General features: G+C 65.1%; 22 protein-coding genes and 1 pseudogene. 7 read left to right on the forward strand and 16 right to left on the reverse strand.

The window, feature by feature from the left end; translation table 11 throughout:
- The 7 genes and pseudogenes from VBO01S_RS32745 to VBO01S_RS22665 form a co-directional block, all read left to right on the forward strand.
- Nucleotides 1–535, forward strand: a pseudogene (locus tag VBO01S_RS32745) (hypothetical protein); the annotation flags it as partial.
- An 89-nt stretch (nucleotides 536–624) separates the two neighbouring features.
- On the forward strand, nucleotides 625–1,122 hold the full coding sequence (locus VBO01S_RS22640; protein WP_062479666.1) for an OmpA family protein: 498 nt from the start codon (nucleotides 625–627) through the stop codon (nucleotides 1,120–1,122).
- A 111-nt stretch (nucleotides 1,123–1,233) separates the two neighbouring features.
- Complete coding sequence (locus VBO01S_RS22645) at nucleotides 1,234–4,323, forward strand: glutamate ligase domain-containing protein (RefSeq protein WP_062479668.1); 3,090 nt, start codon at nucleotides 1,234–1,236, stop codon at nucleotides 4,321–4,323.
- Nucleotides 4,320–4,613 carry a hypothetical protein gene (locus VBO01S_RS22650; protein WP_062479670.1) on the forward strand — a complete coding sequence of 98 codons (294 nt, stop codon included), beginning with the start codon at nucleotides 4,320–4,322 and terminating at the stop codon, nucleotides 4,611–4,613. The genes VBO01S_RS22645 and VBO01S_RS22650 overlap by 4 nt, the downstream gene beginning before the upstream one ends.
- 91 nt (nucleotides 4,614–4,704) lie before the next feature.
- Nucleotides 4,705–6,540, forward strand: coding sequence for a peptidase domain-containing ABC transporter (locus VBO01S_RS22655; RefSeq protein WP_062479672.1), 1,836 nt, complete (start codon nucleotides 4,705–4,707; stop codon nucleotides 6,538–6,540).
- A gap of 99 nt (nucleotides 6,541–6,639) precedes the next feature.
- On the forward strand, nucleotides 6,640–7,935 hold the full coding sequence (locus tag VBO01S_RS22660) for an HlyD family type I secretion periplasmic adaptor subunit (protein ID WP_255221177.1): 1,296 nt from the start codon (nucleotides 6,640–6,642) through the stop codon (nucleotides 7,933–7,935).
- Nucleotides 7,932–9,506: a TolC family protein gene (locus tag VBO01S_RS22665; protein WP_062479676.1), complete on the forward strand. Its 1,575-nt coding sequence runs from the start codon at nucleotides 7,932–7,934 to the stop codon at nucleotides 9,504–9,506. The genes VBO01S_RS22660 and VBO01S_RS22665 overlap by 4 nt, the downstream gene beginning before the upstream one ends.
- 132 nt (nucleotides 9,507–9,638) lie before the next feature.
- Here the strand turns inward: VBO01S_RS22665 and VBO01S_RS22670 are convergent, their stop codons facing one another.
- The 16 genes from VBO01S_RS22670 to VBO01S_RS32750 all read right to left on the reverse strand — a co-directional run.
- The gene (locus tag VBO01S_RS22670; RefSeq protein ID WP_062479678.1) at nucleotides 9,639–11,051 is read right to left on the reverse strand and encodes a sigma 54-interacting transcriptional regulator; all 1,413 of its coding nucleotides are present in this window, start codon (nucleotides 11,049–11,051) and stop codon (nucleotides 9,639–9,641) included.
- Nucleotides 11,052–11,059: 8 nt separating this feature from the next.
- The gene (locus VBO01S_RS31925) at nucleotides 11,060–13,096 is read right to left on the reverse strand and encodes a TadG family pilus assembly protein (RefSeq protein ID WP_082818237.1); all 2,037 of its coding nucleotides are present in this window, start codon (nucleotides 13,094–13,096) and stop codon (nucleotides 11,060–11,062) included.
- Nucleotides 13,097–13,119: 23 nt separating this feature from the next.
- Nucleotides 13,120–13,605, reverse strand: a complete 486-nt coding sequence (locus VBO01S_RS31930) for a TadE/TadG family type IV pilus assembly protein (RefSeq protein WP_082818238.1) — start codon at nucleotides 13,603–13,605, stop codon at nucleotides 13,120–13,122.
- Entirely contained in the window at nucleotides 13,602–14,087 is a 486-nt protein-coding gene (locus tag VBO01S_RS22680) for a TadE/TadG family type IV pilus assembly protein (RefSeq protein WP_062479682.1), read from the reverse strand. The genes VBO01S_RS31930 and VBO01S_RS22680 overlap by 4 nt, the downstream gene beginning before the upstream one ends.
- Before the next feature lie 38 nt (nucleotides 14,088–14,125).
- Nucleotides 14,126–14,572, reverse strand: a complete 447-nt coding sequence (locus VBO01S_RS22685) for a DUF3613 domain-containing protein (RefSeq protein WP_062479684.1) — start codon at nucleotides 14,570–14,572, stop codon at nucleotides 14,126–14,128.
- On the reverse strand, nucleotides 14,569–15,537 hold the full coding sequence (locus tag VBO01S_RS31935; protein WP_255221173.1) for a tetratricopeptide repeat protein: 969 nt from the start codon (nucleotides 15,535–15,537) through the stop codon (nucleotides 14,569–14,571). The genes VBO01S_RS22685 and VBO01S_RS31935 overlap by 4 nt, the downstream gene beginning before the upstream one ends.
- The gene (locus tag VBO01S_RS22695; RefSeq protein WP_062479688.1) at nucleotides 15,534–16,496 is read right to left on the reverse strand and encodes a type II secretion system F family protein; all 963 of its coding nucleotides are present in this window, start codon (nucleotides 16,494–16,496) and stop codon (nucleotides 15,534–15,536) included. Before VBO01S_RS22695 ends, VBO01S_RS31935 begins: the two co-directional genes overlap by 4 nt.
- A complete protein-coding gene (locus VBO01S_RS22700) occupies nucleotides 16,493–17,488 on the reverse strand; it encodes a type II secretion system F family protein (RefSeq protein WP_062479694.1) in 996 nt (331 codons plus the stop codon). Before VBO01S_RS22700 ends, VBO01S_RS22695 begins: the two co-directional genes overlap by 4 nt.
- Nucleotides 17,481–18,797, reverse strand: a complete 1,317-nt coding sequence (locus VBO01S_RS22705; protein ID WP_062479689.1) for a TadA family conjugal transfer-associated ATPase — start codon at nucleotides 18,795–18,797, stop codon at nucleotides 17,481–17,483. Before VBO01S_RS22705 ends, VBO01S_RS22700 begins: the two co-directional genes overlap by 8 nt.
- Before the next feature lie 7 nt (nucleotides 18,798–18,804).
- Nucleotides 18,805–20,103 (reverse strand): CpaE/TadZ family protein, encoded by a 1,299-nt coding sequence (locus VBO01S_RS22710; protein WP_255221174.1) that lies wholly within the window; start codon nucleotides 20,101–20,103, stop codon nucleotides 18,805–18,807.
- Nucleotides 20,104–20,113: 10 nt separating this feature from the next.
- A complete protein-coding gene (locus VBO01S_RS22715) occupies nucleotides 20,114–21,523 on the reverse strand; it encodes a type II and III secretion system protein family protein (protein WP_255221175.1) in 1,410 nt (469 codons plus the stop codon).
- Nucleotides 21,524–21,534: 11 nt separating this feature from the next.
- Nucleotides 21,535–22,521, reverse strand: coding sequence for a Flp pilus assembly protein CpaB (gene cpaB / locus VBO01S_RS22720; RefSeq protein ID WP_062479691.1), 987 nt, complete (start codon nucleotides 22,519–22,521; stop codon nucleotides 21,535–21,537).
- A gap of 60 nt (nucleotides 22,522–22,581) precedes the next feature.
- A complete protein-coding gene (locus tag VBO01S_RS22725; protein WP_062479692.1) occupies nucleotides 22,582–23,079 on the reverse strand; it encodes an A24 family peptidase in 498 nt (165 codons plus the stop codon).
- 15 nt (nucleotides 23,080–23,094) lie between these two features.
- Nucleotides 23,095–23,274, reverse strand: coding sequence for a Flp family type IVb pilin (locus VBO01S_RS31940; protein WP_082818239.1), 180 nt, complete (start codon nucleotides 23,272–23,274; stop codon nucleotides 23,095–23,097).
- A 412-nt stretch (nucleotides 23,275–23,686) separates the two neighbouring features.
- Nucleotides 23,687–25,162, reverse strand: coding sequence for a L,D-transpeptidase family protein (locus VBO01S_RS22730; protein WP_370681609.1), 1,476 nt, complete (start codon nucleotides 25,160–25,162; stop codon nucleotides 23,687–23,689).
- A partial coding sequence (locus VBO01S_RS32750) for a L,D-transpeptidase Cds6 family protein (protein ID WP_169805080.1) occupies nucleotides 25,162–25,664 on the reverse strand: 503 nt, incomplete at its 5' end. The genes VBO01S_RS22730 and VBO01S_RS32750, both read right to left, overlap by 1 nt.

The raw sequence follows: 25,664 nt of genomic DNA on the forward strand, positions 1-25,664 counted from the left end.
GCTCGGTGGCGTGACCGGCGGCGACGCCGGCGGCCTGCTCGACGGCGTGCTGGGCGACGACGGCCTGCTCGGTGGGGTCCTCGGCGGTGACGGCGGCCTCCTGGGCGGCGTGCTCGGCGGCGGCGAAGGCGGTCTGCTCGGCGGCGTCCTCGGTGACGACGGCCTGGTCGGCAGCCTGCTCGGTGCCGACGGTCTCGTGGGCGGCCTGCTCGGCGGCCTGACGGGTGGCGCCGAACCGGTGGCCGGCATCCTGGAACCGGTGACGAGCCTCCTGGACGGCTCGGCCGGCTCGGTGGTCTCGACGGTGGTCGACACCGTGGCCCACGCGGTCGAACCGGTGACCGACATCCTTGCCGGCACCCCGGCAGCCCCGGTGGCCGCGGTCGTGACCGGTGTGCTGGACACGGTCGAACACACGGTGGCTCCGGTGCTCGACAACGTGCTCACCCCGATCACCAGCCTGGTCGACCACAGCAGCCCGGCCGGCGGTGCCCTGGCACCCGTGACGAACATCCTGCACGGCCTGCTGGGCTGATCCAAGGACACGAAGAAGGAGGAAGGGAAACCTCGATAGCAAGCAGACAGGGACGGGCCGTCAGCGGCCCGTCCCGCGAAAGGACCGTCATGAACAAGAATTTCCGGATACTGGCCCTCGTGGCAATGGGCGCAAGCCTCGCTGCCTGCGGTGTGCCTCCCAAGGGCGGCCGCGACGACGCGACCTACTACTACTCCAACAAGAGCGTGCGCGAAGTGCCCAAGGTGGAGCCGGCACCCCCGCCGCCGCCGCCGAACACACCGGCCAAGATCGTCTACTTCGACTTCGACCGATACGACGTCAGGACGGGCGACCGCAGCATCGTCGAGGCGCACGCGGGCTACATGCGCAACCGGCCGGCGAGCCGGGTCGTGATCGAAGGCCACACCGACCTGCGCGGCGGCCGCGAGTACAACCTTGCGCTCGGCCAGCGCCGCGCCGAGGCCGTGCAACGCATGCTCACGCAGATGGGCGTGCCGGGCGAACGCATCGAAGCCGTCAGCTGGGGCATTGAAAAGCCCGCATCGCTTGCCACCACCGAGGAGGGCCATCAGCTCAATCGTCGCGCCGAGTTCAGCTACCGCTGAATCGGGAGCACGCGATGATTTCACGGGCGGTTTCCGGTCCGCGATCACGTCATTCAAGCGAGAGCAGATGACGGACGCGACCGGCCTTCGCCCGCATTCGACCGGGGCCGAATGATGTCCTTCTCAGACCAGCTCCACGCCTGCCACGAGCGCCTGGTGTCCGTGTGCGCGGCGTTGCCTGCCCCGTACCCGGCCTTCACGCTCTTCTTCTCGGTGAGCGACGGCTCCCAGCGTGCGCACGTCGTGCATGCGCGGGCCGACGACTTCGAGACCGCCTGGCGCGAAGGCGCCGACCTCGTCGAGCGATGGGTGCGCGAGCGCGGCATCGTCTCGCCCTGGCTGCGCATCGACTGGGTCGAGGGCGCCAGTCCCATGGACTGGACGCAGTTCAAGACCCAGCTCACCGCGGTCAAGCGCAACTACTTCCGGCTCGGCCTGGCCTTCGACCAGGACTTCGGCTTCGCCTTCACCGAGCAGGAACTCAACGCCAACGCCATGCTGTGCGGCGATTCGACCATCGCGCATTCGGTGGTGAACGTGCGCAACTTCGACGTCTATGCGCAGGCGCGCTTCGAGCGCACGCTGCCGCTGGAGGAGTCGTCCGAGCGCACCGTGTACCTGCTGGCCACGGTCGGCGTGTTCTGCCAGCCCGACGGCGTGGTGCACAAGCTCGTGGGCACGGGGCTCGACGCGGGCCGCCGCCAGCTGCCGGCGCTCAACCCGCAGGCAGTGCTCGAGCTGGTGCGCAGCGGCTCGTCGTACCTGGCGCGCCAGATGCAAAGCGACGGCCTGTTCGTGTACGGCTACTTCCCGTGCTTCGACCGCCGCATCCCGACCTACGACGCGATGCGCCATGCGGGCACCGTGCACGCCATGCTCGAGGCCTGGGAGCTCACGCGCGACGACACGCTGCGCGCGGCCATCGACCGCGCTATCGACCACCTCACCGACGCGCTGATCCGCGACTACACGCTGCCCGACGGCCGCGAGGTGGCCTACTTGGTCGACACCGGCGGCGAGATCCGCCTGGGCGGCAATGCGGCCTGCGTGCGCATGTTCGTGCGCTATTGCGAGCTGATGGAGACGCGCCACTGGCTGCCGCTGCTCGAGAAGCTGGCGCTGGGCATCGTGGCGCTGCAGGACCCGGCCAGCGGGCGCTTCGACCACGTGCTGCACGCGGCCGACCTGTCGCTCAAGCAGGCCTCGCGCGTCATCTTCTACGACGGCGAAGCGGCCTTCGGTCTCATGCGCCTGTACGGCCTCACGCGCGATCCGCGCTGGCTGGCCGCGGTCGAGAAAGCCTTCGACCACTTCATTGCGAGCCAGCACTGGCAGTCGCACGACCACTGGCTCAGCGGCTGCGTGAACGAGCTCACGCAGTGGAGCCCGCAGGAGCGCTACTTCCGCTTCGGGCTGCAGAACGTGGCGGGCTACCTGGACTTCGTGCTCGATCGCAAGACCACCTTTCCCACGCTGCTCAGCCTCATGCTGGCGGCGCAGCAGATGCTGCAGCGGCTGGAGAGCATGCCCGCCATGCGGCACCTGCTCGACGAGCTGGACACCGAGAAGTTCTACCGCGCGCTCGACTACCGCGCGCACTATCTGCTCAACGGCTTCTTCTGGCCCGAGATGGCGATGTACTTCCGCCGGCCGTCCACGGTCGTCGGCGCCTTCTTCGTGCGGCATCACTCGTTCCGCGTGCGCATCGACGACGTCGAGCAGTACGTGACCGGCTTCGCGGCCTACCACCGCTACCTGCTCGACCGGCGCAGCCAGCCCGGCGGCGCGGGCCCCGGCGGTGGTGGCGGCGTGCGTGACGACGGCGCGGTCTGGACGGCCAGCGAGATGGCGCGCGTGACCGGCGGCGAATGGGTGGTCAAGCCCGAGGACGGCTGGCGCGCCACCGGCGTGACCCAGCGCACCTTCATGCGCAAGGGCCGCGTGGTGTTCGAACACCAGGCCCGGCCCTCGAAGACGCCGCTGGCCGCCGTCACGCTCAAGGGCGTGCTGCAGCCGGCCGCGGCCGTGCTGTGCACCGACCCCAAGCCGCACCTGGACAAGCGCGTGCCCGTGCTGCAGGTGCCCAATGTGCTGCAGGCCGTGCTCGAGCTGGGCGACCACGCGCGCACCGAGTTCACCGGCCGTGTCTGCGGCGTGCTCGGCAGCGGCGCGGGCAGCAGCACCGTGGCCGCGATGCTGGCCGGCGCGCTCACCGTGTGGGGCGAGGTGGCGCAGCCCGAAGGCAACATCAGCCTGCCGTCGGGCATCGCGTGGAACCTCACCTGCATGCCGCGCCATGCCGCCTACTGGGTGCTCGAGATGGGGACCTCGCACATGCCGGCCTCGGCGCAGCTGATGCGACCGTCGCTCATTGTGGTGACGGGGCTGTCGGCTGCATCGCAGAAGCACCGCGGCCCGTCGGAGGCCGCCGCGCGGCTCGACTGCCGCATGTTCCAGGCCATGGCCGCGGGCGACCGTGTGGTGCTCAACCGCGACATGCCCGAGTTCGCCACCTTCGCCGAAGCCGCGATGGCGCACCAGCTGCAGATCGTGACCTACGGCGAGCACAAGGACGCCGACGTGCGCCTGCTCGCCTTCGACCACGGCGAGGTGCAGGCCGAGGTGGCCGGCGAGCCCTTCCAGCTGCGCCTGAATGCGCCGGGCCGCCACATGGGCGCCAGTGCCGTGGCCGCGCTGGCCGCGTTGCAGGCGCTGCGCCTGCCGCTGGCCGCCGCCGTCGAACCCTTTGCGCACTTCGAGCCGCCGGGCGGACGCGGTGCGCTGCACACCATTCACATCGGCGGCGGAAGCTTCAAGCTGATCGATGAAACCTACGACGCCAACCCGAGTTCGATGCGGGCGGCGCTTGAGTTGCTGTCACAAGCCCCCTGCGAGCCTGCGCGCCGGGTGGCCATTCTGGGCGACATGCAGGAGCTGGGGCCCGCGGCGCAACGCCATCACCTCGATCTGGAGGCCGAGTTGCTGGCGTCGCAACCTGACCGCGTGCTCCTGTGCGGACCTTTGATGCGGGCGCTTCACACGCGCATCCGCACCAAGGTTCGCTCCCATTGGTTTGTCGATGTGTCCGACCTCTCCACCGCACTCGGCGGGCTGCTGCAACCAGGCGACTGGGTGCTGGCGAAGAGCTCCGCGGGTGTCGGTCTTTCCCGGCTGGCCCGGGTTTTGAAAGCACTGCCATGAGATGGAACGCACTGGTCCACATCCCCTATGAATCCGAACGCGAGGTACCCCCGCGGCGCTGGTGGCTGGGCTGGCTGCAGCTGCTGTGCGCCTGGGTGCTGCTGATGCTGCTGTGCGCCAACATCGCCCTCGTTTTTGCCGAAGGCCTGCCGGGCTCGTCCGGCCGCACCGCGACCCACAGCCATGCCCACAAAACGATGAATTGCACGCTCAGGGAAAACGCCGCGCCGCAAGGAACGCGCGGCGCGGAAACGACCGGTCCGGCGCAGGTTCGCACCCACCGATGCTGAGAGGCGTCAGAGGCGAATTTTTGCCTTGTAACAGTCGGGTAACAGTTGATAATGATGCAGGCGTCGTTGCCCGACGGATCGGTCTTTCTCCATGATCAAGTTCCTCTTGCCCAGCCAGCTGGTTGCCGACAGGCCGGAAGTCCCCGGCGCCAGTCCGTATGCCGGTGCGCTGAACGATGCGTTTCGCGCGGCCTACCCGCTCGTCAAGAGCGCGGCCTGGCTGTCGCTGCCCATCAGCCTGTTCGGGCTGCTGCCTTCGATCTTCCTGCTGCAGGTGTATGACCGCGTGCTCTCGCGCAGCGGCGTCTCCACGCTCGCCGCGCTGGTGAGCGGCATCCTGTTCTTCCTGTGCATCGAGTTCTGGCTGCGCACGCGCCGCTCGCGCCTGCTGCGCAACGCGGGCGCCACCGTCGACCACGGCGTGTCGGGCGCGCTGCTGCACTCCATGCTCGGGCGCCCGTTGCGTGCGCTCGAGGCGCGGCCGGCCTCGTCCTGGCAGCTGTTCTTTCGCGACGTGGGCGCGGTGCGCGGCACCGTCACCGGCGGGCTCGCGCAATCGATCTTCGACCTGCCGATGGCGATCTTCGCGCTGATCGTGATCGGCATCGTCGCGCTGCCGGTGCTGCCCGTGGTGGCGGCCTTCCTGGCCATCATGGCGTTCCTGGCCTGGTGGTGGGCCGACGAAGTGCGCGCCGGCCGCGTCGAAGAAGTGCTGCGCGGGCGCGGGCTCGATCGCATCACCTCCGAGATCTGCCATGCGCGCGAGACGCTCAAGGCGCAGTCGAACGACGGCCCGACCATCGAGGTCTGGCAGCAGACCTACAACGCCTGGCTCAGCGAGAGCTTCGGCAAGAACGGCCAGATCGAAACCGCGCGCGACGGCACCACCGTGCTGCTCACCGTGTTTTCGGTGATCGTCGTCACCGTCGGCGCCATTGCCGTCATGCAGCAGTGGATGACGGTGGGCGGCCTCGTTGCTTCCAACATGCTCGCGCTGAAGGCGCTGCAGCCGGTGGCCGGGCTGGTGTCGAACTGGCGCGCATTGGCCACCGCCAAGGAAGCCGCCAAGCGGCTGGAGACCGTGCTCGGCGAGCCGGTCGAGAAGGCGCCCACCGGCATGGCGCTGCCGCAGCCGCTGGGCCGCGTCACGCTCAAGGACGTGAGCTTCAGCTTCACCGAAGACGCACCGCAGCCCGTGCTGGAAAACGTCGACCTCGACATCGGCCCTGGCGGCCTGCATGTGATCGTCGGGCGCAACGGCGCGGGCAAGTCGACGCTCGTGAAGCTGCTGTCGGGCCTGTACACGCCCACGCATGGCGTGGTGAGCATCGGCGAGTACGACCTCTCGCAGTTCGGCCGCGAAGAGCTGTCGCGCTGGATCAGCTACCTCTCGCAAGAGGTGTACTGGTTCGGCGGTCCGCTGGTCGACACCATGCGCCGCGGCGCGCCGGGCCAGAGCGACGAGCAGATCGTGGCGGCCTGCAAGCTCTCGGGCGCGCACGACTTCATCTCGCGCCTGCCCGACGGTTATCGCACCGTGGTGGGCGAGGGCGGCACCGGCTTCTCGGTCGGCGAGCGGCGCAAGCTCGCGCTGGCCATGAGCTTCCTGCGCAAGCCCTCGGTGCTGGTGCTCGACGAGCCCAGCAACGACCTCGACTTTCAAAGCGAGCGCAACCTGCTCGCGACCATGCTCGCGGTGGCCAAGGTGCGCACTGTGGTCGTGGTCACGCACTCGCTGCGCATCGTGTCGGCGGCCACCGCCGTCTATCACGTCACCGGCCAGGGCAACGTGGAAATCGGCTCCGCCGCCGTCATGGTGCCCAAGCTCTTCGGTGTGAAGAAGCCGCTGGTGGCGCTGGGCGACACCACCGACGACGGCAGCGGCAACAATGCAGGCGTCCCGGCCGCCTCGCGCTCGATGGCGTGAGCAAGAAGGCCACGCGATGCGTGATTCGTGGTTGCCACGGATCGACCGACTGACAGACAGAGACAGGGGAACGGGATTTTGAAACCAGACTTGCCGCAGGTGCTTCAGGGCGAGAGCGAGAAACAGGCGGCGCAGACCACGCCGCAAGGCCGGCGGCGCCAGTGGATCATCGGTGGCGCGGTCGCGGTGCTGGCGGTTGTGGGGCTCGGCTTTCCGATGGAAACCGTCGTCGTCGCACCGGGCCGCGTGATCCCCTCCGACCGCGTGAAGTCGATCCAGCATCTGGAAGGCGGCATCGTCAGCAACGTGCTCGTGAAAGAAGGCGACAAGGTCAAACAGGGCCAGTCGCTGGTCGAGATCGACCTGGGCGGCAGTGGCCTGAACTTCGAGGAGCTCACCGCGCGCTACGCTGCCACGCAGGCCACGCGCGTGCGGCTCATTGCCGAGAGCCGCGGCCAGCCGCTCAAGCGCGATTCGTTCGATGCCGACATCGACGAAGCCGTGCTCGAAGGCGAGGTCGGCGCCTACCAGGCGCGCGCGCTCGAACAGCGCGGCGTCATGGCCGGCGCCGTGTCGGGCCTGGAGCAGGCGCGCAGCAAGCAGCTCGAACAGCAGGCCAAGGCCAAGGGCCTGAATGACCGGCTCGCGCTGATGCAGAAAGAGCTGGAGATCTCCGAGCAGCTGCTCAGCGAAAAACTCGTCGGCCAGGTCGAGGTGCTCGAGAAGCGCCGCCAGGCCGAAGGCGTGCGCAGCGAACTTGCCGTGGCGCGCCAGGGCGTGATCTCGGCGCAGGCCGCCATCACCGAGGCGCAGGCCAAGATGGCCGAGGCCGAGGGGCGCTTTCGCCGCCGCGCATCGGACGAACTGGCCACTGTCGAGCGCCAGTTCGCCAGCCTGAGCGAAGACCTCGCGCGCGCCCGCACCCAGCGCTCGCGCACGGTGGTGAAGGCGCCTGCGGATGGCATCGTGAAGGGCCTGCGCAGCGGCAGCCCCGGCTGGGTCGTGAAGCCCGGCGAATCCATCCTGGAGGTGGTGCCCGACGAGGACGAGATCATGGTCGAGGCGCGCCTTAACCCGAACGACCGCGGCTTTGTCGAAGTGGGGCAGGAGGCGCGCGTGAAGATCACCGCCTACGACTACCTGCGCTATGGCGCCGTCGACGGCAAGGTCAAACTTGTGGCGGCCGACGCCGATCGCGACGCCGCCATTGCCAGCGGCGCGCCGTACTACCGGCTGCTCATCAGCATGTCGCAGTCGCACGTGGGGCGGCCGGAAAACCGCATCACCGCCGGCATGGAGTCCGAAGTCGACCTGCGCGTGGGAACCGATCCGTTCATCTGGTACATCCTGCGGCCTGTGCTCAAACTGCGGCGCGAAGCCTTCCGCGAACCATGAGCAAGCCCGTGTTGCCGGGCCGGCGCGCGCGCATCGCCCCGGGCGTGCTCTGCGCGACCTTGTGCGTCAGCATGGCGCTGCCGCCCACCGCGTATGCCCAACCGTCGCCGGAGCAGGAGGGGCCACCTGCAGCGCTGGCACTGTCGCGCCGCCTGTCGTCACCGTCGCTTGGCGCCGCGAGCTACGCGCAGCGCGTGAAGCAGGCGCTCATCGCGCTGTCGCAGGAATACCCCGAAGTGCTGACCGCGCAGGCCGCGGCCAACACCAGCAGCTTCGGCGTCGACGCGGCCCGCATGGCGCGCTACCCGCGCTTCAAGGTCGGCACCTCCTCGGGCACCTACAGCAGCGGCGCCAAGGATGCGAAGAGCGAGAACTACACCGTGCTCACCGCCGAAGCGCGCGTGAGCCTGATCGACGGCGGCGCCATGAGCGCGGCGCAACGCGCCGCCGAATTCGGCAACCAGGCCGACGACGAGGCCGTTACCACCACGTCGCAGAAAGTGGTGCTCGACGCGCTCACCGCCTACCTGCAGGTGCAGCGCTTCGACCTGAAGAAGCAGATCGCGCACCGCGCCACCGAAGTCGTGGCCGACCTGTCGAAGGCCGAGGCGCGCCGCGTGGCGCTCGGCGTGAGCGGCGACAACGACCTCAACATGGCCGCCTCGCGCCGCGCCCTCGTGGCTGCGCGCGAGTCCGACTTCGAGGCCCAGCGCGACGAGGCCCTGGCCAAGTTCCGCAACTACTTCAAGTTCTCGCCCGCGCCCGAATCGCTGCCCGTGCTCGCCGCGCCGGCGCACTGGCGCATCGGCTCGCAGGAAGAAGCGCTGCGCCGCGCCGAAGCGCGCAGCACCGAACTGGCCGAAGCCCAGGGCCGCGTGGCGCGTGCGCGCGCGCTGGTCGACCAGACCGAAGCCAGCCTGTACCCCACGCTCGACGCCGTCGTCGTGAAGAGCAAGGACCCGCGCGGCGTGTCGCCGCAAGATCCCACGCGCGCCGCGTTTGAATTGAACTGGAACTTCGGCAACGGCTTCGATCGCCAGCTCAAGCTCAAGGGCGCCCTGGCCGAAGTGGCGAACCAGGAGGCCAAGATGGAGGGCGTGAAGCTCAACCTGATGGAGCTCACCGCGTCGTCGTGGTCCCGCACCGTGGCCGGCCGCGAACGCGAGCGCCAGTTGATGGAAGCCGTCAGCACCTCGGGCCAGGCCTTCCGCGGCCGCCGCCGCCTCATGGAATTCGGCCGCGAGACCCTGCCCCAGGTGCTCGATGCCCAGCTCGACTACTACACCCTGCTGTTCGACTACATCGACGGCGTGTTCGACCTGCGCATTTCGGAACTGCGCCTGGCGCGCACCACCGGCGAACTGCGCATCGACCCCATCGGCGCCAACAACTGGATCGACCGCATCTTCGGCCCCCCGAGCCGCAACGTGCTGACCGAAGACGGCCTGCTGGGCGCGCTGTGCATCTCGAGCAACACGACCTGCGCGAGCGAACCGTTGGTCGACCGCGCACCGGGCGCATCGATTGCGAACCCGCCGCTGCGCCGGTCAACGCGCCTCGGAACCAACTAGCCGACGAGGCAAGCGCAGCGAAGCCCCTTCGCGAAACACCGAGGAACCGGCTTTGCCGGGCCTCAGGTGTTGCCCCCGGTAGGGGGAAGGAGAAGCGGACACGAAGTGCCGCGCAGCCTGGGGGCGAGCTAGTTACGTCTCTTCGGGGATACCGGGCTCGCCGTCGAGGATCTGGTACTTGCGCATCTTCTCCCACAGCACCTTGCGGCTGATGCCCAGGTGCTGCGCCGTGTCCTGGCGCTTCCAGTCGTTGATCTCGAGCGCCGCGATGATGCGGTTGCGCTCGCTGCTGTTCCAGCCTTTGCGGTCGCCATTCGCATCGAGCGGGACCCCCGTGCCGTTGCGGTCCGTGGCCAGCGCAGCCGGTGCCGGCGTGCCCCGCGTGAGCGCGATCGCGCGCTGGATCAGGTTCTGGTCCCAGCTGTGCAACTGCCGCGCGATCACGCCCACGCGCTCCGCGAGGTTGCGCAGCTGCCGCACATTGCCGGGGAAATAGGTTTCGGCCACCGCATCGCTGAGCCAGTGCGGCGTCTCGCCCAAAGCCTCGAGCTCGTCGCCGAGCACGTTCGCCAGAAGCGCCTTGAAGATCGCGATCTTGTCGATCTCGCCGCGCTCTTCGAGGCTCGGCACATGCAGCTCGATGACCGCGAGCCGGTAGAACAGATCGGCCCGAAACTCGCCGCTCGCCACCATCTCGCGCAGGTTGCGGTTCGTCGCCGCCACGAGCCGGAAGTCGACGCGGATCGGCGATGTCGCGCCCAACCGCGTGACCGCGCTGTCTTCGAGCACGCGCAGCAACTTCACCTGCTGGTAGCGCGGCAAGTCACCGATCTCATCGAGAAACAGCGTGCCGCCCGTGGCCTGCTCGAAGTACCCGCGGTGCGCATGCACGGCACCCGTGAACGAGCCCTTCGTGTGGCCGAAGAACAGCGACTCGAACAGCCCATCGGGAATCGCACCGCAGTTCACCGCCACGAACGCGCCCTTGCCGTACTGCTGGTGCCCGATGTGAAGCTGCTGCGCAATGCGCTCCTTGCCCACGCCGGTCTCGCCGCGCACCAGCACTGGATGGTTGCAGTCCGCAAAGGCGCCCACTTCGGCGAGCAGCCCTTTCATTGCATCGGAATGCGCCACCAGCACGTCGGGCGCCTGCGGCGCGACATCGCGCGCACGCAGCTGGCGCACCAGCTTGGCCACCATCGTGCGCAACTCGGCGCAGGTGAAGTCGTAGGGCAGGACGTGCAGGTACTCGGGTGGATACGTGCGCGAGTCGCGCTCGCGCGAGGCGGCAGCGACCCAGATCACGGGCATGCCTTGCAGCAGCTCGGTCGCGTGCGGAAGACCGCCGCCATCGATGACGGTGACGCTGATGATCGCGACGGAAGGACGCAGCGCGACACCGCGGTCCTGCTGAGGAGGCGGCAGGCCATCGGCCCGGATGACTTCCACGTCGAAGCTCGCCATGCACCGCGCAATGCGGTCGAGGATGTCGGCTTTGCCTTCCCAGACAAAGAGGTCGAGTTCGTCGAAGTTGGAGGCACTCATAAAACGATTCAATAAACCAGTTGCGCGCCACCCTGACATGTGAGTCGCGCACCCACTTCAGTCTTTGCGAGATCAATGCCTAGTGCTGTGATCAATGCGTTGACCAAGGGATCCAGAACGGGCGCCAGTGCGGAAGAAATGACCTGACGAAGCAATGTCACCACCGCATCGATTGTGTTGCCGACGCCAAAAAGCAGATTGCCCAAGGCGCTATCCACTGAAGGCTCGTACATATGGATGTCGATGTTGGCCAATGTATGGCTGAGGCTGCCAACAATGTTGTTGGCGACAACTGGTTGATACGGTGTGGGTATCTGCGTAGCAGAAATGTTGGGCAACCCCGAATCTATTGGGGCAGCGAAATCGAGCGTATCGGATGAGCCTAAAACAGGCGCGTTGGTCATCAAGCCGATACCGCCGCCCGCGAAAGCGGCTCGATCCGCTTTGCTTTTGTCGTCAACCCAAGTGTTTCCTTTTTTCCAAGAGTAGCCGCAAAGAAATGCAATGCATGTCTTGCGGACCGTCATGGAGCCGATGTCGACGAGGGGGATGGGTTCAACGTCCGGCGGATCTTTCCGAAGAAAAGCCTTCGCCACGGCCTCCTCGGGGCTGTTGCCAATCTTTCCCACACGCAGATCGATGGCAGAGGTGTTTGCGATAGTAGAGAGTGTCTTGCTACCGTTTGCCGCGCAGCTGTAACGGTCGACACGTGCCTTGCCCGCTGCAACGTCAATATTGACATCGATTCGGAATGGCGAGGAAACCAGTCGAAGGTCTGTGATTTTGTCTTCACACCCGATGCACAGAACGTTGCTCAGCGCGCCAACCAAGTCCAGATGCAAGAGGCTGTTGAGAAGATTCGTTACGGGCAGTGTGAGGTCGAGAACCGCATTGACCAGGTTGGTAATACCAGTAAGAGCCGTCGTAAAGTCTACGGATATCAAGGCTCGCACCTGAGCCGTTCGAACGCGAATTCCATCCGGGCCGAGTGGGTCCAGCATGGCAAGTTCCGGATTTCCGATAGCAGAATTCTGCGGAGGTTCGATGACCTTGATGGTGGTGCGAACATTGGCCAGCCCAAGTAGGTTCGAGGGAGCGCTGACGGCCACCGCGTGCTGACTGTTTGCGAGTTGAACGAAAGCCTGAGTGAGTTGGAATGCTTGCAAGCTCAGATCCAAGGCACTACTGGGGGTGCCCGTAGCAATTCCAAGTATTTCGGCCACGGTCAATTCCACATTGGAAACCTGGGCCGTCAGACCCACCATGTCGTTGAAGCCGCTGAGTGCAGCGTTTGCAAGAGCGCCGTTTTTCTCAAGAACAGTGGCCAGCGCTTTTAGCAACTTTCCTGCCGTGACCTTGGTATTGAGTACCTGTTCATACTGACCGGCTTGGAGCCCCACTTGAAGTGCAAGTGCATCCAGAAATGACAAGAGGTTGATCTGGGTCGTGACCAGGCCTTGCCATCCTGCAGCGGTGAGAGCCACGCTGCCTCCGAGGAGCTTCCCAAAGACTGCGTCCAATAGGGGGGATTTATCAGTGTCCAGAGTGAGCAGCGTGCTTCGGATGCTGAGCATTGCTTGCGGGATGGACTGATGAGCGAGTGCGGTGACCGCGATCGTTCTGTTGGTCGTGCCGGTGAAAGAGAATGGAAGGAGCGTGGGATTTCGCGTGATGGAGATGCGAACAGCATTCAGCTTTTCACCAGAAGTCGGTGCTACGAAATGAAGCGGTGGTGCATTGAAAACTCGATCCCAGTTACCGCAGACCACTTCGGCGTCTGTCAGAGGATTGATGCCAGCAGGAAAGTTCTTTGCTGCGTTGTCCTGTGCGGCCCGCTGGGCAACACCGCACTCGGAAGGTCTTAATGCCTGAGCGCCCGCCAGTGCTGCGAGGTCCACCGTTTTTTGGAGCTCACGCTTCAGAAAGAAGAGATAGCCCAACTCGGTGCCGACAAGAAAGATGACGAGCAGGCTGAGGGCGATCGCCGCGTTGATGACCACCGACCCGACTTGGCGTCGGCCGGATCCCCGGATGAATGACTGCATTGCTTTACCCCTAAGAGGAGGATCTATCTGGATGCAGTGGCCCTGCCGGACAGGCGATCAGGCATCCAACTCGCGGTCAACGGGAGCGGCGGAACCAGTGGATTGGCGCGATAGGGATAGCTCACCCTGATCTCGACTTCTGCTGGCAGAAGGTTGACCGCAGGTGGGGTATCCGCCATACGCGCACGAATCCAGGTTTCCTTGGCTGAAGGAGTTCCACCTGCAGTGATCGGGGTGATGGCTGACAACGCCAGCGATCGGTAGATCGCTGTCCGTACGTTCGCTTGTAAATCTGCCGTAGAAATGTTCCCACCCAAAATCTGAGCCGTTCTTGCCCCATCCTCCGCTGCCCGAGAGACCACTTGCTGGACATAGAGCACGCCGCAGAACGTCACGAGACCATAGATGCCCAGGAACAGAACACTGAAGACGAGAGCGAACTCGATCGCAGCGACGCCTCGCTGCAAACGGAGGGGCATTTGCTTCGATTTCTGCAGGACGGATCTCATAGCGGCCTTCCGTCGAGCAACATGCTGGCTTTGCCTGCGATCTGACTGGGCATGGCAAAGCTGGGGAGTGCGGGAAACAACGTGTCGATGCCGCTGACCGACACAGTCACGACCATCTGGCAGCGGCTGCTCCAGGTGGGGCCACAAGCAGGTGATGCTGGCGGGCAATCATCCCCTCCAGCAACGCAGATGGTTACAGCTACAGCCCGATTCGCTTTCAGGGCTGGAGGCAACCAGTTGCTGCGTTGCATCGCAACGGTACTGGCTTCCGTCTTGCGGTTGTCCAGGTTGCTCTGATATCGCAGCCCAGCCCGAGCGCCGTCTTCCGCAGCGTTTTGCAAGCTCATTCGCATCGTCAACAGGAGGCCATAGCAGAACACGGCATAGAGCAGCGCGAAGAGGATCAGAAAAACGAACGCGAACTCGATCGCATACACGCCATTCTGGGCATGTCGGGATTGAGTCAGATTGCGTTTTTTCATCGCGATGCTTTCCCTGCGTGGCAGGAAAACGCTGTTGCCTATCGAGCCTTCGAGTTCGCGCCGCTGGCGCCGTTCGTCACCGTCGAGCCGAGGCGCTCGGGGATCGAATGCTCGAAACTCTTGATGTAACGCTCATAGCTTCGGCCGGCGACGCTACCTGCGATAGTGCGAGGTGTGGGTGATGCAATCTCCCCGCTTCGCTGCCATGCAAGCAGGCCTTGCGTCGCATCGCCGATCTGCATCGACGAGGGATCGAATTCTTCGGGCTCGGCCGTCTGGGCCTGCGAAGTGGGCTGATCCTGCTTGGGTTGAGCACCAACTGTTGCGGCCTCGGGCGTCTTCGCCGTGCTCGAGGCGGTGGTCGTCGCTGCCTTCGAATCCACCGCGCTCCCTTGCGCAAAGGTAGACGTGCTCACGAAGAGGAAGGCCGCAGCCATCGTCCCGATGAGTCGGGAGGCGTCGCGGTCGGCAGATGGGAAATTCATGGCGTACCTCGTGAGGTCGAGTTCAGTGAAAGAGGCATCTCGGTGGTCGATGTGGCTGCCGTATTCAACCGGCCAGCAGCGTCAGGCGGGTTGTTTGCGCCGGACCAGCGCGCTCGTTTGAGCGCCAAGGGTGCGGCCGTGGTTTCGGTGCGGGGAGATCCCGATGCCGCGACGGGCGTTGAAGCAGGGCCGAGGAGGGCTGCGGGCTCGACAGATCCACCCGATGTGCGGATCTGCAATGCTGCTTCGCGCACGGCACGCCGCGTTGCCTCGGACATGCGGTTCGCGTCCATCAAGGCGCGTGCCTGATCTTGCTGGTTGGTCGCTTCCAGATAGAGAGCAACATTGGCCTGTGCTTGCGTACTGTCCGGGCGCAATTGCAACGCCTGCATGAGCGGAAGGCGTGCGTCTTCGAGTCGACCGGCGCGCAGGTTCGCGTAGCCCAGATCGCTCAAAAGAAGCGCATCGGTCGGGCTGCGACGTTGGGCCTGTGTGAGCAGTTGGACCGCCTCTGCATAGTTTCCGCGCGAGCCTGCGAGAAGTCCCAGGCCGCGGTAGCCTGCGCTTTCCAGCGATGTTCCAAGCAAGCGCTTGTAGGCAGTTTCCGCAGGGGCGGCCTGACCTGTCTGGCGCAGCGCATCAGCGCGTACGCGCGTGGACTCCGGCGACACCCCCCAACGTTGCTCGAGTGCGTCGATGTGCGCGAGCGAGGCAAACCACAGATCTTCCTTCTGCATCTGGTCCACAAGCTTCAGATAAGTGGCCTGCGTATCGACGGTCGTGCCAGCCTTGGCATCGGCAGCGACTTCGGCCGCTGCGCGCTGTTGTGCATCCGTGCTGGCGGCATATTGGTCCTTCAACCCCGCGCACCCGGAGACGGCAAGCGCCATGGCGGCGATCACAAAAAGGAGCGGGCGTGTGCGGCGCAGGGGTTGCGAGGACACGGAATGGTCGGGCTTCTTCATTTGGCGGCGGCTCCCAATGAACGATAGATCGCGAGGAAGGCCGGTCCGCCCGTGACGATCATCAGCGCCGGCAAAAGCGTGGTCACCATGACCGCGGTCATCTTGACTGTGATCTTTCCAATGCGCTCTTTCATTTCCGAGCGCCGATGCTCGCGCAGCCGATCGCTGAAGATTCGCAGGGGTTCCTGCACGGCACCGCCGTGCTTGTCCACTTGCACCAGCAGGGACACGAGTCCGCGAAGGTTCTCGTTCTTGTGCAAGGTCGCTAGGCGATGCAGCGAATGCTCGCGGCTGCGGCCTCGGCTGTATTGGTTGTTGGCCAGGTTCAGTTCATAACCGAGCACGCGCAGCACATGCGAGAAGTCGCTGGCCATGATCTGAAGGCTTTGGTCAAGGCTCAAGCCGACACCCTGGAGGAGTCGGAGCAGATCGATGAACAGCGGCAGCTCCTGGTTCACGCGCTCGCACCGCATGGCGGCGAAGCGACCGAGAACCCATTTGGGTGTCATGAAGCCGATGACGAAGGCCAATGCGAGACCCATGATGACCGTGCGCTGTGTATGCCCCGCGCTCCACAGCACATGCACGAGGATGGGAAGAATGAATGCGAGCAAAACCCGTGTCACGAGAAAGATCAACTGGGCTCGTTTGGAGGAAAGACCGCATTGATCGATGAGGTCTCGGTCTTCGTCTGCCACCAGTGCCCGGCCGAAACGCGAGTCGAGCCAGTGAAATGGGAGGTCGATGTCGGGCTTGGGTGCACTGAACAACTCTTCTGCCTCGGTGGAAACCACCGAAGGGCCAGACGTCTTTCCCGCTTGGTCGATGGCCCTCCCGATGACCTGCCCGCTGCGTGCTCGTCGAAGCTCGGATGCAATCAGTGCGCCGGCTCCCGCCATCAGCCCTAAAGCCAGCAATGCAAGACTCAAGATCGCCAACTGGTTGGATGTGAACGTCATGTCAGCCTCGCCAATCGATACAGGAGTGCTGCTCCAAACAGTTGAAAGCCAGCTGCGAGGAGGATCGTGTTGCGACCCGTACCATCGTTCCACATGCCCATGAAATAGCTGGGATTGGTCAGGATGAAGAAGGTCGCCACGCCCACAGGGAGCAGACCGAGAATCCAGGCGGAAAGCCTGGTTTCCGATGACATGGCAGAGAGTTCGTCTTCCGCTTGTTCACGGTCCCGCATGAAGTTCGCCACCCGCTCCAGCAGAAGGTCGGAGCGGCCTCCGTAGCGCACGCCCAATCCGAGGATGGAGGCCAGCAGGTACATCTCCTCGATGCGGACGTTGCTTGCGGTTTGATGCAGGGCGCGGTCGAGGTCCATGCCCGCCCGCACCAGCGACGCAGAGCGCTCCAGGTGACCTCGCAGAGGTGCCTGGGTGGTGGCGATGGCCAGTTGAAAAGCCGCCTGCGTGGAGTTGCCGATGGTGATCAGCCGGACCATCGCGTCGATGTAGGCGGGCAACTGGCCGATCAGCTTCTGGCGAGATTTCTGCAACAGCAGCCAGACTGCAAAGATTGCCAAAAGCACCAACATGCCGAGGGCGCTCAGTCCCGCGATCCAGCCGCCGAAGAGTCCTGCCGCGCTGGCAAGAAGAACGACGACTGAAATGCCCAAGACGACCATCTGCGGGGAGATCACACCCACCAACCAGCCAGGCAACGCTTTTTCGATCAGTCCAGAGGGCGCTGCAGCCGTTGCTGCGTTGGCCTCCGCCTCTAGCCAGGGATCAGTCATGACACCCGTCGTGAGACCTGCGCCAGGCGAGTCCCGCAATGGCGCAGCGACCGGTGTGGGGGCCGCGGTGCTGGCCTGGATCTGATGGTTCAGATGACGCTCTGCTGCTTGCCGTACCTGGCGCTTTTTTGCCCATTGCCACAGCAGCAGCCCCGCCGCGGCGAAGAGCAGCGCGATGCAGGCGAGGATCAGCAGGCCTTCACGCACGCTGGTCCCCTTGCTGTGCTCGCGCAAGCGACTGCCGGAACCGTGCGATCTTTGGAGAGTGCGGGGCAATGCCCAGCGAAACCCAACGATCGCGCTCCTCGCCGTCGGGCGATGCGATCGGCTCGTAACGGTAGAGCTCCTGCATCGCCACGACGTTGTCATTGACGCCGGTGACTTCGCTCAGGGAGATGATGCGCCGCTGGCCATTCGACAGCCGACCAATCTGGACGATGAAATCGATGGCATTGGCGATCTGTCGCCGCAAGCTGACCTCGCTGCCCTGATAGCCAGCGAAGCCCGCCAGCATCTCGAGGCGGTACAGGCACTCGCGCGGCGAACTGGCGTGGATCGTGCCCATCGAGCCTTCGTGACCCGTGTTCATCGCCTGCATCATCTCGATCACTTCGGCGCCGCGGACCTCACCCACGATGATCCGGTCGGGACGCATGCGCAGGCTGTTGCGCAGCAGATCGCGGATGGACACCACACCGGCACCGTCGAAGCCACCCGGACGGCTTTCGAGGCGCACGACATGGCTCGTTCCAAGCGAGAGTTCGGCCGTGTCTTCGATGGTGATGACGCGCTCTCTCGCTGGGATGAAACTTGCGAGTGCGTTAAGCAGCGAGGTCTTGCCGGAACTGGTGCCGCCGCTCACGAGGATGTTGCAACGGGCGCGGACGGCAATTTCCAGGAGTTGCGCCATGCCGGCGTCGAAGGTGCCGAGCTTCACGAGGTCGGCCGGTGTGAGCGGTTCTTTCCTGAATTTTCGGATCGACACCGACAAGCCATCGATCGCCAAAGGCTCGATGATCACGTTGATGCGGCCACCGTCCGGCAAGCGCGCATCGACCATCGGGTTGGATTCGTCGAGCCGGCGGCCAAGCGGCGCGAGGATGCGGCGCACGATGCGCATCACATGCTCCGAGTCGGCAAAGCGAACGGTTTCGCGCTCCAGCATGCCGTGGCGGGACACATACACGTTCTGGTAGCCGTTGATCAGGATGTCCTCGACGGCCGGGTCGTTGAGCAAGTCTTCCAGCGGGCCGAAACCTGCCAGCTCCTTCGTCAGCGCATCGGCGATGAGCTGCATCTCGCGGTCGTTGATCGGCACGCGGCGCAGGCGCACAAAGCTGTCGACCTCCAGTTCGACGAACTGCTGGATGGATGCCCGCGACCAGCGACCGAACTCTGCTCCGAGTTCTTCGATGCGACTCAGGAGATGGTCGTGCGTCCAACTCTTGATGTCCTGGAACTGTTGGGAGTTGATGAACGTCTGATCGTCGTCGGCAAATTCGAGGTCGGTGGACATGAGAGATTCAACCTTCACTAGAGCTCTTCCGGAGCCCGACGAGCTGCGATATCCGCGTCGCCCAACCGGACTCCCTGGTCGGGGAGTGGCCCGGATCGGGCATGTATTCCTGCTTCAAGCCGCGGGCCAGGCTGGCGACGGCCTGCGAATACGCGTCATTGCGTGCGGTGCGAACCAGCATTTCGCCGCGGCTGGCGGCGGCCATCAGTTGTGTGCCGCGGGCGGGCAACACATGGTGCAGTGGGAGTTCGAGCCGGGCGGCGATGTCCTTGGCGGGCAGCCCGACCTGGTGGTCGAACTTGTTGACCACAAGCGAAAGCCGCTCGGTCTCCACGCCTCTTGCACGCAGCTCCTTCAGCATGTTTGCCGTGGAGACGATGGCGCCGATGCTTTGATCGCACACCACCAGGCTTCGTTGGGTGGCCTTCACCGTCTGGGCAACGAAATCGATGGTCGAGAATCCGCCCAGGTCGGCCACCTGGAAGTCAAAGAAGTCGCAGAGCCGCTTGATCAATGCCACAGAGTCCGCGTGAGAGATCTCGCGTACCTGCGCGAGGCTGGTCGGCAGGGGAAGCACCGCCACGCCACTTGCGTGATGAGCCAACGCGGTCTGCAGCAGTGTCTGGTCGAGGCGGCGCAGGTTGCGAACGCCATCGACAAAGCTGAAGCTGCTCTGGGTGTCGAGATAGAGGAGGCCGTCTCGGGACGGCAGGCCCAGATCGAGCAGTGCAACCCCTTGGCGCGAGTTGCGAGGCCCTGCCTGCTTGGCCGCTTGGGACAACTGGTCGTTCAGCAACAGCGACAGGCTGGTGGCGAGCGTCGTCACGCCGATGCCAGAGCGAGCGCCAAGCAGTGAGAGCGTGTATCCGCGTGTGCCGTCCTGTGGCCCACTGCCACGGCGATCGAGCAACTTGCGCAGCGTGGTGACCGCGTCTGTCGCCGGAGCGCTCATGTCGATGAAATCGTCCACGCCGGCGCGAAGCGCAGCAAGCATCGACGCGGGTTCGGCGGAGACACCCGCGGCCAGCACCGGCAGGGCAGGCCAGTCGCGCTTCAGCCGCTGATGGAGTTCGCTCGCTGTGCCGGCGTGGTCGCCGGAAAAATCGATGAAGATTGCTGCCGGCCCCAGCAGTGCAATTCGCTCATCGAGCGAGTTGGCGTCGGGGGACAGCATCACCACCGTTCCCTGCCGCCCGAGTGCATCGGTCAGCCACGTGATGTGCTTGCCGTGCGGCGAGGCAAAGAGATAGGTCTCTGCCCCGATCTCGGGAAGGCTGTCGCGGGGGGCATTCATGGTGTCGTTCACCGCAGGCGTATCAGCGCGAGAAGCCCGGGACAGCCGTTCCCGATGCCGGTCCCAGCAGATGAGCGCGCCAGACGGGGCCGTCGCGTTGTTCTGCACCGCCCGGCAGATAAGGGCCAAGCTCCGTGCCACGCGCGATGGGTTTCACGAGATGCGGCGTGACCAGAATGACCAGTTCCTTCTCGCTCATCTGGTACTTGGTCTGCTTGAAGAACGTACCCAGGACGGGGATGTCGCCGAGCAGCGGGACCTTGTCTGCATTTGAGGTGGTCGTGCGGCTGACCAGGCCGCCGATGATGAAGCTCTCGCCGTCGCCGAGTTCAACGGTCGTGTCGGCGCGGCGCGTGCTGATGGCGGGAACGGCGACACCGCCGATGCTGAGTGAATTGGTGTAGTCGAGGTCGCTTGCCTCGGGCGCGACCTTGAGCACGATTCGCTCGTTGGACAGCACGGTGGGGGTGAGTGTCAGTCCGATGCCGAAGGGCTTGTATTCGATGCTCGTGGTGCCCAGGCCCTGCGGTGCCGGGACCGGCAATTCGCCACCCGCGAGAAAACTTGCGCTCTGGCCCGACAGCGCCACGAGCGTGGGTTCTGCGAGGACGCGGGCCATGCCGTTGCCTTCGAGAAAGCCGACGTTGAGGCCGATGCCCGCTTTTCCGAAGTTGAACAGGAGGCTGAAAGCCTGTGCGAGCGGGTTGTTGTATTCCCCGCTGAGCCCACCCGTGGGTGCAAATGACACCGTCTTGAGAGACGCGGGCGTGAACACGCCGAAGCTGAAGCCATTGGAATTGGCGCGGGTGCTGAAGATGTTGAGACCTGCCTGCTTGAGCACACTGCGGTTGAACTCGACGATCTTGACCTCGACCTGCACGGTGTTGCTTCGCACGTTCACGATGGAGCGATCGATCAGGGTAGATTTTTCTCCGGTGCTCGCCATGGCTGCATCGCGTGCCTCCTGATGGGCATCCATGCTGCTGAGCGAGCCGGTGACGGTGGGGGCGCGTCGCCGTACTTCGAGCGCGTAGACCGTAGCGTTCGGCTGACCTTTTTCCCAGACCATGAGCGTGGTCTTGCCTCCTGCCTTGCCCGTCACGATCAGGCGGGCCGCGGGCGAGTTCGGTGACTGCCGCGTCACGGCGACCCCGGCGACCGTTTCGTCAGCGATGGCCATACGGTCGATGCCCTTGGCAATCAGCAGTTCGCGTTGTGCCCCTGCGTCCATCCGCAGTTGCAGCGCAGGGCGTGACGAGCCGCCTGCATCGACGTCTGCCGCTGCGGAGGCGACGGGCCAGACGCTCGGTGTCAGCAGGCACAGCCCCGCGATTGCCAGGCGCAAGGGATGCGCCGGGCCGTGTGTGTTCGCGCGAGGGGCGAGCGTCATGGTGTTCGTTTCCTGCAAGGCATGCATGGGCTTGGCGCGCATGGCTGATCGGGTCAGTAGTTGATGGTTTCGCTGCGGTCGCCGCGGATGACTTCGACCTTGAGCCCGCCGCCGGGGCTGGCGGCGCGAGCCGTCGGGCGCGTCGCGCCCACCGAGGCCGGTGACCGCACTGCGCCGGGCTTGCCACCGGTGACGAAATCGGCCGTGGTCACTCCCGCCTGCGCGCGGTCCAGGCCTTCGAGGGGAGTGCGGCGCGAATCGCCACCCTTGGGCGGCACGGGCTGGAGAGCTGGAGGCAGGTCGGCGAACAGCTTCGGGTCGGGCTCGGACATGTCGGTGGGGTTGCGAAGCGCCAACAGCAGGCGACCGCTGTTTTCGGCGAGAGTCAGCCGGTTGATGTCCTCCACGGGCACGGCAAGCACGGCAGTCCGGACCGCTTCGGGGCGCTGCGCCTGTGCGCCGGCATTCTTGTCTGTCTTGGAGGGCAGACCGTCTACGGACGCGGTGCCGTAGGCGAGGACGCGCTTGCGAGACAGCAGCAGGCGAGCCTGGCTGCGATCGATGTCTTTGCCATCGGACTTGAGCATCAGGAAGACATCGACGAAGTCGCCGGGCTGGACCCGGTTGCCAACCCCCGTTGTCTCATCGGCCTTGACCGCGATAGCACGTTCACCTTCGGTCACGCGCAATGCAAGCCCGGACACCAGTTGGCCCTGCAGAAGCGGGGAGCCCTCACCGAGGTCGATCACAGGGACCCGACCGGCGAGCGGTGCCGTTTCCTGGAAGGCGCCTGCGGGGTTGATCGGCAGACGTTCGACGCGCAGTGCATCCAGGGGAATAGGTTGCCCTGCGGGCAAGGCCTTCGCGGCAACCACGACGGGGAAGGTCTGTGCCTGAGGAGTCTTGCTTGGGTTTGCCGCGGCCGACGGTGTTGGCATGGCGGGCGGAGGGGCCGTGCGGCTGAGCATCCACGCGTAGCCTCCGAGCGCAAGCGCCAGAAGCACGAGGATGGCTGCGATGATTTTGGTGAGGTTGATCATGGTGGCGTTTCAGGGCAATCAAGGAGCTATCAATGAACAACTCGTGGTGGCGGGAAGTGCTTACCCGCTCTGTCGACCCCAAACCATCCATATCGCAGCGGCCAGTGCAAGGTAGGCCGCATAAGGAATGAAGCGCACCCGAGTGGGTGTTGAGTCGGTGGGGATTTGCGACGGCCCGAAAAGCATGAGCGAAGCTCGCTGGGAAATGGGCCAGCGCCGAAGGCCCAGCCACAGCACGGCATGCAGGCCACCAAGCAGGCTGCCGATGGCCCAGATTGGCATCAACGCCCACGGGCCCACCCACAGACCGAGAGCACCAGCGAACTTCACATCGCCTGCCCCCATCAGACCGAAAGCGTAGAAAACAAGCAGAAAGCCGAAGCCGATTGCTCCACCAAGCAGAGCCATGGGCCAATCTTGCCCGGGGGGCCCCACGCCCAACGCGAGTGTTGCAAGCGCTGAAAAAGCGCCTGCAAGCACAAGCCAGTTGGGGACGCGGCGCTGCCTCAGGTCATAGACGATGACGAAGAGCAACCACATCAAATACACCGATGTCATTGCTTTGTCTGGTCGTCAGGCTGCTGGGAGGGCTGCCTTGATATCGATCCAGAGGGCTTCGACTTTCTTGCCGATCCCATCGGTGCCGGTAATCGCCGTAATCATGACAACCGAAATCAGCCCCGCAATAATTCCATATTCAATTGCAGTAGCACCTTCTTCATCGCGCAGAAAACGAGTAATAGAACTAAGCATGGTGATCTCCTGAAAGGAAGTGTTAACAAAGGCTGGCACGGTGGATGTTATACAGCGTAACTCCGTGTATCAACAGGAGAAACACACCGGATCGAGTCCCGGATGTGCTACTCGGAGGGGTAAAGCAGGAAGGCGGCCAGCCTCGTTCGGCCCCCACAACGGGGCAGAAAAGGTCACTTATTCACAGTCTGGAGATGTTCGTTTCCCTCTGTAAACCGCATGCACGCTGGCATGGACGAGGGGAACGCGTTACGGGCGCGGGAACGTCCGGAAGTTGAACGTTACGGGAACATACCCGTTACGTGTTACGTAGCGCGGTACCTAGGAGTGCAATTTGTAACACTCGACAAGACGGCTCCGTTTGGGCAATAAATCACACTTTTGGGGCCGAGACCCCTTCGGTGATGTGGGCTCAGCCGAGGATTTCTTCGTGGAAGAGCTTCCACTCGCCGCCCTGGCGGAGCCAGTACTGGCGGCGGGTGCGGCCGTTCTTCTCGCCCTCGAACACCTCGCCGAAGGTGGCGACCATGGTGTCCTCGGTGTCGCGCCAGTGCAGGTACGACGTGTCCTTGATTTGCACTCGTTTACCTTGTGCGTAGGTCAATTCGTCGCGGAGTACCCCATCGGCATCGACGGGCTTGCGGCTGGCGCGCTGGAAATCCGGCAAATAGAATTTTTTCAATTGCGCTTCATTGCCGCTGGCGCGCGCGTCTTTCCAGGCGGTAATTGAATCGGCGAATTTCTTTGTTTCTTTTTCGGCCTGCGGCTGCGAAATCCATTGCAGGCTGCGCGCGGTGACGACGGGGGTGGCGCCGATCTGGACCTTGCGCAGCAACTGCTTGAGGTCGGGGTTGGCCATGACGACGCAACCGTCGCTGGCCAGCGGCGCCCGCGCGAACTGCTGGGGCGGGGTGCCGTGCAGCCAGATGCCGCTGCCGGTCTTGCCGCGCCGCACGTCGTACGGGTTGGGGTAGTTGATGGGCAGGGCGCCGGCGCCGTAGAAGTCTTTCAGCGAGCGCGGGTCGAGGCTGCTGGTGATGTAGTACACGCCCAGCGGGGTGCGCGCGTCGCCTTCGACGGCCTTGTCGGTGCCCGACTTGCCGACGGAGATGTAGTAGTCGGCGACGAGCTTCAGGCCCTTGTCGGAGTTCTCGAACAGGTACAGCCGCGAGCGCGAGGCATCGACGGCAATGGCGAAGCGGCTGCGGGTCGAGAGGGTGAGGAACTGCGAGGGCACGGTGCCGGCGGGCGGGCGTTCGCGCAGGGCCTGCAGGCGGCGGCGCGATTCCTCGTGCAGCTCGACCATGGCCGGGTTGCCGCGCAGGCGCGCGATGCCCGCGGTGTCGGGCATGGCGTTCGAGGGCGGCACTTGCGCCGCGAGCAGGTCGCCGTACACGAGCTGCGCGAGCTGGAAGTTCGGGTGGTCGCGCACGAGGGTCTGGGCCTTGGCCAGCGCCTCGCGGGTCTTGCCGCGGCCGAACAGTTCGTAGACGCCGATCAGGCGGGCCTCGGCGCCGCTGGCTTCCTGCAGCGGCGCGGCGGTTCTGGCGGTCTTGCGGGCCGGGCGCGTGGCGCCCGCGTTGTCTGCTGCGACGGCGGACCGCTTGCCCTTGGCTTGCAGCTGCATCTTGCTGGCGCCGCTGCCGGCTTTGGCGCCTCGGGCTTCCTTGGCAGACGCGCGGCTGCCGCCGGCCTTGGCGGCCTTGGTGCCGCTGGTCTTGGCGTTGGCCGACTTGCTGCTGGAGCTGTTGCTGTTGTTGGCTGCGAGCGCGGCGCCGGGCGTGGCCAGCAGGAGCGCAGAAGCGGCCGTCAAGGCCGCGAGCAGCTTCCCGCTCCGCAACGGGAACGGGAGGGTCTGAAGCCGGCCGCGCCGGACGATGTCTGCCACTAGCCGCCGACGCTTTCCTTGCGAATGTGCCACTGGTTGCCGGAGCGTTGCAGCTCGAGCGTCTTACGGCTCGCGATGTTGAGGTTGTCGGCGCGGTAGATCTGGCGGAACTTGGCGGTGGCGGTCTGTCCGTCGACCTTGATCGCGAGGTTCTCGAGGTTCACGCTGATGCTGGACTTGCCGACGATGCGCGCGCGGCGGTCTTCTTCCCAGGCCTTGCGGCTCTGGCCGCCGGCGGGCACGAAGTCGCTGCCGTAGGCGGCGAGGTAGCGGTCCATGTCCTGGCTGGCCCAGGCCGAGGCCCAGCCGCGCACGACGGATTCGATCTCGGCGTTGGAAGCCGGGGCTGCAGCAGGCGCTGGTGCCGGTGCCGGTTCAGGCGTCTTGGCAACCGGCGCGGGGGCTGCGGCCACCTTGACGGGCGGTGCGACAGGCGCGGCGGCGGGGGCCGGCGCGGGCGCAGGCGGTGCCTTGGCGACGGGCGCAGGAGCGGGCACGGGGG

The sequence above is a fragment of the Variovorax boronicumulans NBRC 103145 genome (assembly GCF_001591345.1).
GTDB lineage: Bacteria > Pseudomonadota > Gammaproteobacteria > Burkholderiales > Burkholderiaceae_C > Variovorax > Variovorax boronicumulans.

Excerpts from the sequence above, each read along its gene's own strand:
- VBO01S_RS22640 (WP_062479666.1), top strand. The coding sequence starts at position 625 with ATGAACAAGAATTTCCGGATACTGGCCCTCGTGGCAATGGGCGCAAGC.
- VBO01S_RS22645 (WP_062479668.1), top strand. The coding sequence starts at position 1,234 with ATGATGTCCTTCTCAGACCAGCTCCACGCCTGCCACGAGCGCCTGGTG.
- VBO01S_RS22650 (WP_062479670.1), top strand. The coding sequence starts at position 4,320 with ATGAGATGGAACGCACTGGTCCACATCCCCTATGAATCCGAACGCGAG.
- VBO01S_RS22655 (WP_062479672.1), top strand. The coding sequence starts at position 4,705 with ATGATCAAGTTCCTCTTGCCCAGCCAGCTGGTTGCCGACAGGCCGGAA.
- VBO01S_RS22665 (WP_062479676.1), top strand. The coding sequence starts at position 7,932 with ATGAGCAAGCCCGTGTTGCCGGGCCGGCGCGCGCGCATCGCCCCGGGC.
- VBO01S_RS22670 (WP_062479678.1), bottom strand. The coding sequence starts at position 11,051 with ATGAGTGCCTCCAACTTCGACGAACTCGACCTCTTTGTCTGGGAAGGC.
- VBO01S_RS31925 (WP_082818237.1), bottom strand. The coding sequence starts at position 13,096 with ATGCAGTCATTCATCCGGGGATCCGGCCGACGCCAAGTCGGGTCGGTG.
- VBO01S_RS31930 (WP_082818238.1), bottom strand. The coding sequence starts at position 13,605 with ATGAGATCCGTCCTGCAGAAATCGAAGCAAATGCCCCTCCGTTTGCAG.
- VBO01S_RS22680 (WP_062479682.1), bottom strand. The coding sequence starts at position 14,087 with ATGAAAAAACGCAATCTGACTCAATCCCGACATGCCCAGAATGGCGTG.
- VBO01S_RS22685 (WP_062479684.1), bottom strand. The coding sequence starts at position 14,572 with ATGAATTTCCCATCTGCCGACCGCGACGCCTCCCGACTCATCGGGACG.
- VBO01S_RS31935 (WP_255221173.1), bottom strand. The coding sequence starts at position 15,537 with ATGAAGAAGCCCGACCATTCCGTGTCCTCGCAACCCCTGCGCCGCACA.
- VBO01S_RS22695 (WP_062479688.1), bottom strand. The coding sequence starts at position 16,496 with ATGACGTTCACATCCAACCAGTTGGCGATCTTGAGTCTTGCATTGCTG.
- VBO01S_RS22705 (WP_062479689.1), bottom strand. The coding sequence starts at position 18,797 with ATGTCCACCGACCTCGAATTTGCCGACGACGATCAGACGTTCATCAAC.
- VBO01S_RS22715 (WP_255221175.1), bottom strand. The coding sequence starts at position 21,523 with ATGCGCGCCAAGCCCATGCATGCCTTGCAGGAAACGAACACCATGACG.
- cpaB (WP_062479691.1), bottom strand. The coding sequence starts at position 22,521 with ATGATCAACCTCACCAAAATCATCGCAGCCATCCTCGTGCTTCTGGCG.
- VBO01S_RS22725 (WP_062479692.1), bottom strand. The coding sequence starts at position 23,079 with ATGACATCGGTGTATTTGATGTGGTTGCTCTTCGTCATCGTCTATGAC.
- VBO01S_RS31940 (WP_082818239.1), bottom strand. The coding sequence starts at position 23,274 with ATGCTTAGTTCTATTACTCGTTTTCTGCGCGATGAAGAAGGTGCTACT.